Source organism: Gilvimarinus agarilyticus (genome assembly GCF_000832015.1).
GTDB lineage: Bacteria > Pseudomonadota > Gammaproteobacteria > Pseudomonadales > Cellvibrionaceae > Gilvimarinus > Gilvimarinus agarilyticus.
Genome location: NZ_JXCJ01000001.1, coordinates 3,891,995 through 3,906,157 on the forward strand (window position 1 = coordinate 3,891,995; position 14,163 = coordinate 3,906,157).

General features: G+C 52.5%; 8 protein-coding genes. 3 read left to right on the forward strand and 5 right to left on the reverse strand.

Annotated features, from left to right (window positions below; translation table 11 throughout):
- The first annotated feature begins 560 nt into the window (after positions 1–560).
- Positions 561–4,205 (forward strand): discoidin domain-containing protein, encoded by a 3,645-nt coding sequence (locus SD69_RS16760; RefSeq protein WP_052481303.1) that lies wholly within the window; start codon positions 561–563, stop codon positions 4,203–4,205.
- A gap of 50 nt (positions 4,206–4,255) precedes the next feature.
- Here SD69_RS16760 and SD69_RS16765 read toward each other — a convergent pair whose 3' ends face one another.
- Positions 4,256–6,061, reverse strand: a complete 1,806-nt coding sequence (locus SD69_RS16765) for a hypothetical protein (RefSeq protein ID WP_041524121.1) — start codon at positions 6,059–6,061, stop codon at positions 4,256–4,258.
- Between the two features lie 253 nt (positions 6,062–6,314).
- Between SD69_RS16765 and SD69_RS16770 the strand changes: the two genes are divergently transcribed.
- Positions 6,315–7,469 carry an MFS transporter gene (locus tag SD69_RS16770; RefSeq protein ID WP_041524122.1) on the forward strand — a complete coding sequence of 385 codons (1,155 nt, stop codon included), beginning with the start codon at positions 6,315–6,317 and terminating at the stop codon, positions 7,467–7,469.
- A gap of 14 nt (positions 7,470–7,483) precedes the next feature.
- Here the strand turns inward: SD69_RS16770 and SD69_RS16775 are convergent, their stop codons facing one another.
- Positions 7,484–7,759, reverse strand: coding sequence for a hypothetical protein (locus SD69_RS16775; RefSeq protein WP_041524123.1), 276 nt, complete (start codon positions 7,757–7,759; stop codon positions 7,484–7,486).
- A gap of 710 nt (positions 7,760–8,469) precedes the next feature.
- Between SD69_RS16775 and SD69_RS18270 the strand changes: the two genes are divergently transcribed.
- Entirely contained in the window at positions 8,470–10,311 is a 1,842-nt protein-coding gene (locus SD69_RS18270) for a lytic polysaccharide monooxygenase (RefSeq protein WP_052481304.1), read from the forward strand.
- A 58-nt stretch (positions 10,312–10,369) separates the two neighbouring features.
- Here SD69_RS18270 and SD69_RS16785 read toward each other — a convergent pair whose 3' ends face one another.
- The 3 genes from SD69_RS16785 to SD69_RS16795 form a co-directional block, all read right to left on the reverse strand.
- Entirely contained in the window at positions 10,370–11,743 is a 1,374-nt protein-coding gene (locus tag SD69_RS16785; RefSeq protein WP_041524124.1) for an ADP-ribosylglycohydrolase family protein, read from the reverse strand.
- A gap of 43 nt (positions 11,744–11,786) precedes the next feature.
- Positions 11,787–12,308: an RDD family protein gene (locus SD69_RS16790; RefSeq protein WP_052481305.1), complete on the reverse strand. Its 522-nt coding sequence runs from the start codon at positions 12,306–12,308 to the stop codon at positions 11,787–11,789.
- Between the two features lie 227 nt (positions 12,309–12,535).
- Positions 12,536–14,068: an alpha-N-arabinofuranosidase gene (locus tag SD69_RS16795; RefSeq protein WP_041524125.1), complete on the reverse strand. Its 1,533-nt coding sequence runs from the start codon at positions 14,066–14,068 to the stop codon at positions 12,536–12,538.
- Positions 14,069–14,163 lie beyond the last annotated feature (95 nt).

Consider the following 14,163-nt stretch of genomic DNA (forward strand, 5'->3'; position numbering starts at 1 on the left):
TTTATTGGCTTTAAAGAGCAACGTCGCGTGCAGGTCGATGCGAAACCCCATCGACCAGCACGCACAAACGCCTCTCATTGTAAACCTACGGGTTACTATCTAGAAAAAATCAGATAATTAAAATCGTAGTAAAAAATAATCTTGTCATTCCCATCGGTCACAGCTCGAAAACGATTTCATGCTGCGAAAACGTTTTCATGGCCCGACGTCACCAATCGCTATAGACACTCTAAAAACCCTGCTATTAAATCTCGTCATCGTTCTCATTACACATTAAGCACAATAACAACATTGGTTGAACGGCTCATGTAATTCGTCATAACCATTGCGATTTAAGATCGTTGCGCAGAACCCCCAATAAACGCCGAGCCGGTTCAGTATTAAACACAGCATATTTCAAGTCGCACCGACACAGCGAGTCGTACCGGAGTGTCGAACGGCACGGATGGCCGCCATCGAAAAGCAAGTCACTCAGCGCGGCGTAACGTTGCTTATGAGTGTAAAACGACTGCTTTTTTGAAAGTTAGAGCACATATAAAGCTAATAAGAGAGGCTAGATAATGACGACATTTAAACCAAAATGGTTACACCCACTCAGTAAAGCCGGGCTAGTGGCCGGGGTACTAAGCATTCCGTGTATGGTATCGGTACAGGCACTGGCGCAAACCAATTTAGCGCAAGGCAAAAACATCAGCGCCACCAGCATCAACGACGTGTACGGCGCCGCTAATGCTAATGATGGCAACAGCAACAGTTACTGGGAGAGTCAGAACAGCGCTTTTCCACAAAATCTAACGGTCGACTTAGGAAGCAGCAATACGGTTGAACAAATCGTTCTAAAACTACCGGACTTTTGGGGCAGCCGCACGCAAAGTATGGCAGTGTTGGCCAGTAGTGACGGCAGCAACTTCACTCCCGTAGCAAGTAACAGCGATTACCTGTTTGATCCCGCTAACTTAAATCACGTCAGCATTGACTTTCCCGATACTGATGCACGCTTTATTCGCTTGCAAGTGACCGGCAACAGCGAGTGGCCCGCGGCGCAAGTCTCAGAGTTTGAAGTTTTTGGTTCAGTCACCAGTACCGAACCACGCAGCGCCTTCAGCCGCATAGAGGCTGAATCGTTTGACAATATGAGCGGCGTGCAGACTGAAGGGACTAGCGACACTGGTGGCGGCGCCAACGTCGGCTGGATTGATAACGGCGACTGGCTGATGTTTGAAGACGTTGACTTTGGCACTGGCGCCTACCAGGTGAGCGCCCGCCTTGCCAGCGATCACTCAGGCGGCACCATGGCGCTGCACTTAGACAGTCCGACGGGCGAGCTGATCGGCTCCATCAATGCCAGCTACACCGGTGGCTGGCAAAACTGGGTAACCGAAACTGCCAACGTTTACGCCGAGGGCGTTCACGACTTATACCTAGTGTTTAACGGTTCAGACGCAGGCGGCCTATTTAACATCAACTGGCTAGAGTTTGATTCAGGCTCCGACGTAAGTTTGCCAACAACGCCACAAGGGTTAAGTGTTGGTGCCGTTACCAGCTCATCGGTCAGCCTGAGCTGGAACAGCTCGGCCAATGCCGACGGTTACGATATTTTGCGCGGCGGCAGTGTGATTGCATCGACCAGCGATACTTATTACCAAGACACCAACCTGAGCGCTAACACCAGCTACGATTACCAGGTACGCGCCTACAACAACGATGGCACCTCGGCGGCCAGCGTAAGCGTTAGCACCACAACCAGCGACACCGGAACCACGCCCACAGGCAGTAATGTTGCCGACGGCAAGCCCGTTAGCGCCTCATCAGCGGATGCCTATCACACAGATGCCAACGCAGTGGACGGCAACCAAAGCACCTACTGGGAAAGCGCCAGCAATAGTTTTCCGCAGCAGTTAACCGTGGATCTTGGCAGCACCCATTACGTTAACCAAGTCACTCTAAAACTACCCGACGATGCCGCGTGGGAAACCCGCACGCAAACGGTCACGGTACTGGGCAGTGACGACGGCACTAATTTTACGAACATTGCCGGTCAAACGGGGGCGACTTTTAACCCGACCTCAAACAACACCGCTACCATTAGCTTTAACGAGACCACCGCACGTTATGTACGACTGCAGGTAACGGCCAACACCGGATGGCCGGCGGCGCAAATCTCTGAGTTTGAAGTTAATGGCTACCCTGACCCAGTTCCGCCTGGCACACCGGGCAACCTAAATGTGACCGGTGAATCGTCTACCGCTATATTCTTAAGTTGGGAGGCTTCAAGCCAAGCCGATGGTTACGGGTTATTGCGCGATGGTGCGGTGGTCGCGGACATAACTTCCACGTTTTACCAAGACACCGAGCTAACTCCGGAAACCAGCTACAGCTACAGCGTGCGTGCTTACAACGAGTTTGGCGCATCCAACACCAGCGGTGCTATTACCGCCACGACACTTGAGGAAGGCAGTGATACTAACCCCGATCACCCAGAGCCTAACGATGAGCACGGCGCTAATATGCCGTACGATCGCTACGATACCCAAAGTGCTAACTACGGTGGCGGGGCCATTTTAAAAACCGCGCCCATGTTCGATCAGCTAAAAACCGCCTCCGAGGCATCGGGCCAAGCGTATATCGCGCTGCCTAGCAGTGGTTCTTACGCCGAGTGGACAATACGCAACGACGAAGGCGGCGCGGGCGTTACCATGCGCTTTACCATGCCCGACTCAAGCGACGGTATGGGGCTAGATGGCTCACTGGACGTTTACGTTAATGGCACTAAAGCGCAAACTGTGCCGTTAACTTCCTACTATAACTACCAGTACTTCGCCGTGGGTGGTGGTCACCCCTCAGATGCCCCCGGCGGCGGCAACCCGCTGTTCCGCTTTGACGAAACTCACTGGAAGCTGGCAACGCCGCTGCAAGCGGGCGATGTGATTCGCATCGAGAAATCCAACAGCGACAATCTCGAATACGGCGTCGACTTTTTAGAGATAGAAAGTGTGCCCTCGCCGATTTCTCGCCCGGGCAACGCCGTCGCCGTTACCGACTTTGGCGCAATAGCCAACGATGGCATAGACGATTTGGCGGCGTTTAACCAAGCCGTGGATGCCGCGGTTGCCAACGGTCAATCGCTGTACATCCCACCTGGTACGTTTGAATTAGACAACATGTGGGTTATCGGCGATGTCGGCAACGGAATTGACGACTTAACCATTATGGGTTCGGGCATTTGGCACACCAACATTCAGTTTACCAACCCTAACTCGGCCTCGGGCGGCATCTCTTTTCGGGTTGTGGGGCAACTGGATTTTAGCCACGTGTATATGAACTCGATGCTACGTTCGCGCTATAACCAACAGGCAGTTTATAAAGCTTTTATGGATAATTTTGGCACCAACTCTACAGTGCATAACGTTTGGGTCGAGCACTTCGAGTGCGGTTTTTGGGTGGCTGACTACGCTCATACACCGGCCATAACTGCCGACAACCTGTTGATTGAACACAGCCGCGTGCGCAACAACTTAGCCGACGGCATTAACTTTGCCCAAGGCACTAGCAACTCTACCGTGCGCAATAGCAGCATTCGCAACAATGGTGACGATGGCCTCGCGGTTTGGACCAGTAACGTCAATGGTGCACCGGCCGGTGTCAACAACACCTTTACCCACAACACCATCGAGTTTAACTGGCGCGCCGCGGGCATAGCTTTCTTTGGCGGCAGCGGTCACCAAGCCACTTACAATTTAATTGTCGACGGTGTGGGGTCATCGGGTTTCAGGATGAACACGATCTTCCCAGGTTATCACTTTCAAAATAACACTGGCATCGTATTCTCTGACAGCACGATTATCCGCAGTGGTACCAGCTTGGATACCTGGGGCGGCGAGCGCGGTGCGATTGACCTAGAAGCCTCGGTTGATCCGATTCGCAACCTAACCGTATCCAATATCGATATCTACGACACCCAGCGCGACGCCATTCAAATGGGTTACGGCGGCGGTTTTGAAAACGTCGTGTTTAACGATATCACTATCGACGGTACCGGCCTTGACGGCGAGGTTGACTCTCGGTTCTCGGGTAAACACTTAGGGGCGGCGATTTACACCTACACAGGTAACGGTAGCGCCACCTTTAATAATTTAATCACCAGCAATGTGGCTTACCCAGACACCAACTTTATCCAGCAAGGGTTTGATCTGAACATTCAGTAAAACAAAAAAGGGGGAGCAATCGCTCCCCCTTATTAATCCGGGTAAATCCGTTATTCCGCCTGCTCCACACCGCCCTCAAAACCCGAGAACAAATTTAATTCACCCACTTCGGTGGCTGGCCCCATACCGTTAATCACATGATTAATACCGCCATTTAAACCAGCGAAGTTAGCAATATGGCTAATAGAGATTCCCGGGTTATTGGGCACCTCCATCGAATTTTCTAACCGCACATTATTGCTGACCGTGGGTTCACCGCGAAAAAAGCTGTAAATACCAAAGCCCCAACCATTGTGAGTTTGCACATGATCGGCCACTTTGTATGAGGCAAACCCGGCCTTGCCGTTATCGTTCCAGGCATCGATGCTCGGTGGCTTGTAGGGGATCTCGGACTGATAGAAATAGGTGCGGCCGCGCTCACCGTTCCACAGGGTTTGATAGCCCTGAAAGTGCTCGTTAAACAAACCGTAAATGGTCACGTCATCGCCGTTAACCACTAAACCGTTGCGGCTTTTATTCACCTCCCACTCGGCACCGGTGCCGTGGTCGGCGCGCCACAACCATACGTGGTCCACCAATACATCGTCACTGTTAATCCGCAAGCAAATGTCAGCCTGCCCCACGATCGCGCCACCCACCCGGCAGTACACATCGTGCAGGCTGGTGGGGTTAGCCGCATGGTTAACACCTGCGGTTTGCGTCGCACGTTGTCGGCCCACATCAATCAGCACCGGAGAATTAACCGGGCCTGCGTCCACCATAAATCCGGCCAGTTTAATACCATCAACGTCGGCCACCGTCAAAGCGGCATCGCCCTGCTGCGGCACCAAGGTGGGTAAACCAAGCCCCAACACAACCGTGTTTGGCTGAGTGACGTTAAGAGCACGATTCAGCGAGTAAATACCCGGCGTAAGCAGTAGATGTTTACCCGCCGCCAGGGCTTGATTCAGGCTGTCAGCCGTATCGGAATCGGGCCGCGCCACATAAAAGTCCGTTAAGGGAATTAACTCCCCAGCTTCTGACTCGCCGCGCCAGCTAACACCCGCGGTATTGCGGGTAACCGCCGGTACAAACACCGCATACGCACCGCCGTTATCCAGCGTCAAAAACGGCTTTTCACGCACGACAGGGGTTTGTTCGATAATGGTGGTGGGCTCTTCCGGCCACTGATCCACCGGCGCCCCCTTAACCCCAACAAACACCCGGTTCCAGTTGCCCCCGGCCCAGCGGCCGATCTCCGAGTTGCGGGTAAACCACTGCTGCCCGGTGGTAAGCCCGGCCCGGCCTTCAATCACCGAGTTGGCCAACACGCCGCCACTGGCCCAGCTGCCCTTATCAAAGTTAACGCTGCCCTCGACGTGCATACGCCGGTAAGGTGAGGCTTGAGATACCGCCCACAATAAGGTGTTGCCGTGATGCGGCTTTACCTTAAAATTCTCCGCGCCGCGCCAGAACATAGTGGTGACTTTATTGCCTTCGGTCGACGCAATCGACTGCACGGTTCCGTTGATGCTTACATCCCCCGGCACCCGGCCAAGGCCCAGCGCCTGAACGTAGTAATCCACGGTGACGTTTAACTCATACTGGCCCGGTTTAAACAGCAGTGCGTAGCGCTCCGCGCCAAACTCATTGTGCTTTTGTTGGTGATGTAGCGCATCGAGGGTATTTTGAATGGCTCGCTGATCCATGGTGTCGTCAAACACCAAGACATGATCGCCAAACACTGAGCGATAGGGTGACGTATCGAGAGAAGGAGGAGTATCACTGTGATAGCAGCTTAAAATAACCACCGCCGACGCTGCAACAAGCAGCAGTTTTACCCCCAACACAGGGGTCAAGAAACGTTTGCGAAACATAGAGCACGACTCACTGGTTTATTAGTGTTTGAGTATGCTTCATGTGATTGAACGACAGGGCAGCCGTTGATTTTACTGTTGCGTGCTACGGCATCTTTATAGTGTGCCGCTTAACACCTAAAGGTTCTTAGGCCTCTTTAACGGATTGCAGTATACGCTCAAATAGTGGTCATTTACACTATTTGTCGTACCCTTTCGTCATAACGTAAAAACTTTAGGTATGCTGTAAGCCCAGCAACCAGACAGAGTATTTATGTCCCCACACCCAGCCAGCGCTCAGGCACAACACGCCACCCGCGCCGCCTTCTTCATCGCCGGAAGCTCGTTTGCGGCCTGGGCGCCGCTGGTGCCCTACGCGCAGTCTCGCGCCTCACTCAACGAAGCTCAGCTAGGGCTGTTACTGCTATGCCTTGGTATTGGCTCACTGATCGCCATGCCGCTATCGGGTGTCGTTAGTGCGCGGTACGGCTGCCGCGCCGTATTTGGCACGGCAGCGATCGTATTGTGCGCTGCCTTACCGATACTCGCCAGCTCAGAATTGACGTGGGTTCTGGCCGCTACGCTATTCTTTTTTGGCGCCGCACTCGGCACTGCCGACTGCGTTGCCAATATTCAAGCGGTGACGGTGGAAAAGGCCTCTGGCCGACCATTAATGTCAGGATTTCACGGCCTCTTTAGTGCTGGCGGTATCGCTGGCGCTCTTGGGGTGAGCAGTCTATTAAGCCTAAACCTTTCCCCTCTGCACGCCGTATCCATCGTGGTACTGGGCATCCTTTTAGCACTAGCGTTTACCTGGCGCTACTTATTAAACCATACCGACGCTTCACAAGAAGGCCCGTTATTAGCCCTTCCTCGGGGCATCGTACTTGCGCTTGGCGCACTGTGTTTTATTGCTTTTTTAGTCGAAGGAGGAATGCTCGACTGGAGCGCCGTATATTTAACACAACAGCAACAGATGGCAACCGCACAGTCGGGGCTTGGTTACGTGGCCTTTGCCGTTACCATGACGACAGCTCGATTGAGCGGAGATTGGATTATTGGTCGCGCAGGGTTAATAACGGTATTGGTCGGCGGGGCCACTTTGGCCGCCTTGGGACTAACACTGGCGGCCCTAGCGCCAAGCTGGCCGCTCGCACTGCTCGGTTATGCGCTGGTGGGGCTGGGCGGCGCCAATATCGCACCTATTATGTATTCGCTGGTAGGCAAACAGACGACTATGCCTGAGTCCCTAGCCGTGCCCGCGCTTACCACAATCGGCTACGCCGGCATTTTAGTGGGGCCGGCGATGATTGGCTTTGTCGCTTATCTCACCGGGCTGACGTCGGCGTTTTTATTGGTTGCGGGGCTTCTGCTCATAGTGGCCGCTGCGGGGCCGGCACTCGGCCGCTTCTTTGCCAACGGCAACTGAGGCTTGAGGCACTTTTACTCTAAATATCCCGCCCGCATAAGCCGGTAGTAAACATACTCGCCCCCCAAAGCAACGGCTGTGAGCGCGACCAGCATTACCAGGGTGTTTGCTATCGTTGCCACCACCACCGCAACCGATACCAGCGATGTCAGCACAACAAGCACCACTACCGGCAGCAGCTTAACCGGTGTTTTAGCTTTACAGTTAGAACACCTAATGCGGGTCGGATTTACCGACTTGACCACATCGCCAAAACTGAGTGGCGCATGGCAATGGCTGCAGTTTTTCACACTTCCTCTCCGTCGCAAAAATCCACTTAATAGAACCACTTGTTGCGCATAAGGTCAAGGCACATTTTTGATGTGCAAAACCGCCACCAAACGCTGCCAAAAACCGATAACCGCCGCTGGCAACAAACGTTTAAAGCCTATGAATTTTGGCGCTTATTATTCTGTATTTATGGTCGGTTACGTAAAATTTTGTGGCGCAAAAAAATAAATAAAAATAATTAACCTAATTTTTCACGCAATGATTTTGAAGCCAAATTAATCCTATCACGTGCGTCGGTTCTCGTTTCCAACGAGCAGACATTGAATTACAAGGCCAATCACACTAATCAATGGTAGCGATTAAAAACAGCTGGAATTTGTCGGCCGTTTCGATTCATTTTCTTGCAAGTTCATAAAGAAATTTCGGGCACTTATTTTTTACCAAAATAAGTGCCAAGAAAACAATTGTTAGGTAACGGAAAAACAAAAAATGACGCATCTAGCTTTATCGATAACATCGCCATTATTTTTACCCAAAAATGGTAGCGCTGCCATTAGCGCGACTTTAGCGATAAAACTAGGCGACAAGATACCAAGGAGAGCCTATTCAGGCCGGAATAAAATGAAAAGGAGTTCTGATAATTTACCGGCATGATTGCCCGCGTATTAGCCGACACAGAAACGACAAGTCAGCGGTTAATACAACACTAAAAACATTAGAAGGATTTTTTATGCGTAGCAACAAATTACTTCTCAGCTCCTTAATTCTGCTTGCCAGCAGCAACGCGCTAGGCCACGGCTTAATGTCCGACCCTCCGGCGCGCAACTGGTTTTGCGGTGCCAGCACCAAGCCCGACACGGCCGAACCCGGCAGCGCTTGTGCCGAGGCGTTTGCCGATGATTTTACCAGCGGCTACTCGTTTATGAGTGTGCTTACTCACGATGTCGGCCGCGCGGGGGTAACACCGCTACCGGACAACGTCTGCGGCTTTGATAGCGAAACCTGGCAGGGCGGCGCCACCCCGTGGGACAAAGCCATCGATTGGCCCACCAACCCCATGAGCTCCGGCGAACAAACCATCACCTGGGATATATCCTGGGGGCCGCACTTTGATGACACCGAAGAGTTTCGCTACTGGATCACCAAACCCGGTTTTGAATTTCAGGTGGGCCAGCCATTAACCTGGGACGACTTTGAAAGCCAGGCCTTTTGCGTGCTGGAGTACGACGACAGCAACCCCAACGCCAACCCCAATATTGTGCCGGATAAAGGCAACGCACTGTTTCATACCAGTTGCGACGTGCCAGAGCGCACCGGACGCCACGTTATTTACGGCGAGTGGGGCCGCAACGAGTACACCTACGAGCGCTTTCACGGTTGTGTTGACGTAAGTTTTGATGGCGACACAGGCCCCATCCCCGTTGTTGCGGATATTACCGCCACCCCCGATGGCGGCACATTTGCCGGTGCCGGCAGCATTAGTTTTGATGCTTCAGGGTCTCAGGGCGACAATCTAAGCTACAGCTGGAGCCTTAACGCCGATAACGATTCGCTCTACAGTTTAAGTGCCAGCAACGGCAGCAGCACGGTATTAACGTTAACCGAGCCCGACGCGCAGCAAACAGTCACGGTAAACCTGCAAGTCAGTAACGACGACGCCACCAGTACCACCTCAATCGATATTGTTCACCTACCCTCCGCCGGTGCCAACTGGGAGGACTTAGGTCCTCTCAGTAACACCGCACAAACGTTAGCGGTAGGTGATGAAGTCAGCCTGCGCTTGGTTGAAAGCAACGGCACCGATGTGTATTTACCAGAGCAGGCACTGGTGCTGGATGCGACTAACGCCGGTGCCAGCGAGTGGCCTTTTGCCCTGGCGCAAGCGGTTAACGATGAGAACACCGATGTGCAGGTGGGCGTGTTAAATGCCGAAGGCGACGTGGTTGCCAGCCAAAGTGCCACGGCCAACCGTGTGTATGCCGAATCTCCGGCCAATTACACCAGTGCCTTTTTACAAGTCAGCACGGCCAGCTCTTCAAGCAGTTCATCCAGTAGCAGCTCGGACAGCTCGACTCCCTCGGGCACCGCCTGTAACTGGTACGGAACAACTACGCCTCTTTGCAGTAATAGCAATGAAGGCTGGGGCTATGAAGACAACCAAAGCTGTGTCGGCGCCAATACCTGCGCGGCACAACCGGCGCCTTACGGTATTATCGGCGGATCATCCAGCAGCGACGCTAGCACGTCATCCAGCTCATCAAGTGCAGCAGGTGGCGGCGAAGTCAGCTGCGACTATGAAACGCAAAATGCCTGGGGCTCTGGCTTTACCGCGAACATCACCCTCACCAACGAGGGCGATACCGCCGTGAATGGCTGGCAGGTGCAGTGGCAATACAGCAATGCAGTGAGCATCGTAAACAGCTGGGAAGCCGACGTTAGCGGCAGCGGACCATTTACCGCCAGCGATATTGGCCGTAATAGCGTCATCAACCCAGGGCAATCGGTTAGCTTTGGCTTTCAGGGCTCGGGCAGCGCCGAAACTGTTAATGTCACCGGCGATATTTGTCAGTAACTAAACATTAAAGAGGAGTTAAGTCCACCGGGATAACCTCGGTGGGCTTAATATGGGTTTACTCTGAGCGCACAACCGGATTGGAAACAAACCAGTGGCTTTCGTCCGACTCGCTCACCATCAGTTCCGTCACTGCACGATCTACAATACTTACGCCCACTTGCGCCATCGAGTTAAAGTTATCGATGCCGTCAGCGGGAAAGTTACGACGTGTTCTGTGAATATTAAAGCGCTCTGAAAAGGACTGATTAAATGTGCTTTCAATTCCCTCACGCCCCAACATAAAGCCGAGTAATCCGCCCCAGGTAGCGGCGGGGTTGTCTGAGTCCCACCCGGTAAGAGCGGCAATTTTTAGCGTCTTTCTAAAATCCCCCTCGCCGTAAAACCAACTGATTAAGCTCGCCGCAAAATTAATTCCGGCGGCGAAACAACCGTTGCAATACAGCTCTCTTGACGTAATGTCGTAACCATCTGCCTGATCAACTTGATAGCGCCGATAAACAGCATCACGCGTGGCTTCCCAGCTCGCACCACTTTGGTACTGGCGCCAGACAAAATCGTACATGGCGGCCGGATACTCCCCCTCGGTTAACCGTGCGCGGGCCTGCTGCGCTAACCACTGAGTATCTTCAGCCGAGGGCTGGCCAAGGGAGAAACCCGCCGCCAATGAATACATCGTGACATAAAACTCTGCAATTTCAGCGGCGGCACCACTGGCCGTAGTGCGAATCGGCAGGTGCGCCATGGTGAGCGCGACCTCGGGCCGCGCGGGCGCAAACAAACCAAATATCTCGGTAGTTAGCTGCGCATCAATCATGTCGTAGTGTTCATTATTGCTGGGTAAACTGGTATCAGGGGGTAACATTCCTTGCGCCATCAAATCGTAGGCTCGCTGATTAGATACCCACAAAAAGTTCTCGTAGTTTCCGTCAGGGTCTTTGCCAAATGGGGTTGGCTCGGTGCTGGGGTAAATATGGGTAAGCCAACCAGTTCGAATTTGCTCGGCTGTCAATAGACTGGTTTCTTCCTCTGCCAACAAATACTGGTAGATATACTCGATGTCTGTATCATCGTCAGAGCCCCAAATGCCTTCCGGCCCCTCAAACACAAAATCAATGGTCGGCGATAAATCGCTTGGTACACCCTGGCCCCAAATGCTGGGCTGATCAGGCTTACCCCAATCATCGCGAGTATAAAAGTCACCCGTTTTAATATCACCGATATTGCCAACCTTGTCCATCTCGGTAACCAACCCGGTCCAGTTGGCAATGCATTGTCCCAACCAAAAGCCGTAAAGTTGCTGTTGGTAGTCAGCCTTAGAGATGTTTAGAGTTGGTGTTTTTATCTCGACGGTTTCGGCGCCTGCTGAATTAACACAGACAAGCAGCAGGCTGGTAGAGGCTATTAATTTTAACGAGGTTATTATTTTCATAGGCCCTTCAATGTCAACAATAGCAGTGTTATTCGGTAGGTATTTATTCCGACACTCTTGCCACGCTTACCACTCGCGTTCCGGCAATTAAATCGTGCACGCAGCGTTTGTCTGAGCGGAAAATAAACAACACATCAACCAACATCAGAAACCCACCAATAAAAGGAATACCGCCAATTAAAGCGACTAGAAAATAGCGCTTTGCCAGCAGTGGGACAAAGGCTGGCGTTTTACCATCTAGGGTGACAATCGCGATATCGACACAGTGCTTACCAATGGTTTGCCCGCGACTGTACAGCAGCCAGCCGTGGAGCACCAAAAACACCCCCCAACCGAATAAAGCCAGCAGCGCAGTAGTCGTCCATGGCAGTGTCGAGCCCGCCTCGGGGTTCTCCAGCATGTTGTCCCAGACACCAAAATACACCGTAACCGGCACAACCACTAACAGTGATAACGCTGTATCGATAATAACGGCAAGCAATCGTGCTGCGCGAGGGGCGAGAGTGTAAGAAGTATCGGTGGTGGTTATTGTTGGCTCGTTCGTGTGTTCTTGATCGGTTTGCAAGTAGCTACCCTAGCGTTGAAATATGGACGGTTAGGGGGCTAAGCATAACGGTGTGTATTAAACCTCGCAACTTACTCCTCAACACCAGCCCCTCAGCACCAGCCCCTCAACACCAACCCGGCCAAGCCCAAGTCGGCAAAAGGCACATAAAAAAGCCCACACAACTAAGCGCTGTGTGGGCTTTTGTGAGCGCGGGCAATCCAAAGGCTACCCGCAGAGGCCGGTCGTTATTGCAACTCAACCACCACCACAGACTTTGCCGGAATTTCCAGCTCATCTAAGTCGGCAGAGAAGGCCACCGGATGCAAAACATCGGGTTTATCAAACGTATTGCGGGCGTCCATAGCGTCAGCCGTTAGCATTTGCCCAACGGCGCGCTTGGCCTTAACGCCGTCGATATCCAGCTCAATCCCGGCCGCATTTTCCGGATCCATGTTCACCAGCGCGAGATACAGCTTGCCATCTTCGCCGCGCGCGACCGATGCGGTGACCGCTGGGACACTTTCATCGCCTTTTTGGTATTCGGGCGAATCAATGTCGAACGGAATAGAGGTAGCGTTTTGGAACACTTTGTACATGCCGTACGCATGGTAAGTCGGCGTCAGAACCATTTTTTCTTTATCAGTCAGAATCATGGCCTGCAGGACATTAACCATTTGCGCGATATTGGTCATGGTGACCCGCTCGGCGTGCTCGTGGAAAATATTAAAATTCACCGCCGCTACTACGGCATCGCGCAAGGTGTTTTGTTGATACAAAAAGCCCGGGTCGCGCTCGGGCTCCGGGTCGTACCAGGTGCCCCACTCGTCTACGTAAAATTTAATATCACCCTCTGGATCGTTTTCTTCCAGCTTGGCCAAATTAGCGCGAATATAGTCATCGATTTTGTAGGTGCGGGTCATGGTGTTAAACCAGTCGTCTTCACTAAATTTAATCGCGCGACCTTTGTTGTCCCAATCGCTGTTGGGCAAGGTGTAATAGTGGTAGCTGATACCATCGATTTTTTGTTCGATGTTTTTACTCAGCACATCAGTCCAGCTGGTGTCTTCACTGTGACCGCCACTGGCCACCAACTTGGGCATATTACCTTTAGGCGCTTTCAGGAAGGTCGAGTACTGACGGTATAAATCTGAGTAGTACTCGGGACGCATGTTGCCGCCGCACCCCCAGGCTTCGTTACCCACACCAAAGTAAGCAATTTCAAAGGGTTCTTCACGGCCATTTTTACGGCGCTCTTCGGCAAGGGTTGAGCCCTTTTCGCCGGTCATGTACTCCATCCACTCGGCCATGTCCCGCACGCTGCCACTGCCCAGGTTGCCGTTGACATAGGCATCGGCACCGAGCAGCTCGACGAATTCAAAAAACTCGTGGGTGCCAAAGGTGTTGGGCTCTTCTACCCCACCCCAGTGAGTATTGACTTTAACCGGGCGCTCATTGCGCGGGCCGATGCCTTCACGCCAGTGATATTCGTCGGCAAAGCAGCCGCCGGGCCAGCGCACCAATGGTACTTTAATGTCGCGCAGAGCATTTAGCACATCGTTACGAAAACCGCGGGTATTGGGGATGTCGGAATCCTCTCCGACCCAAACGCCTTCGTAGATACCGCGCCCCAAGTGCTCGGCAAATTGGCCGTAAATATCTTTGTGAATCAGCGGGCCGGATTGGTCGACGTCGAATTCGATCTCGACCTTGTGGTCTTTGGCTAACAGAGGATGGCTTGCCAGTAATACGCCGACGGCCAACAAAGGTTTAATCTTCATACTTGGCTCCTTATATTCTTATCGTTTTTCTTCGCCCCCAAGGTGCGAGAGCAAAGCTAATGGTTAATATGACTATTATATGATAAGTCCGCCTC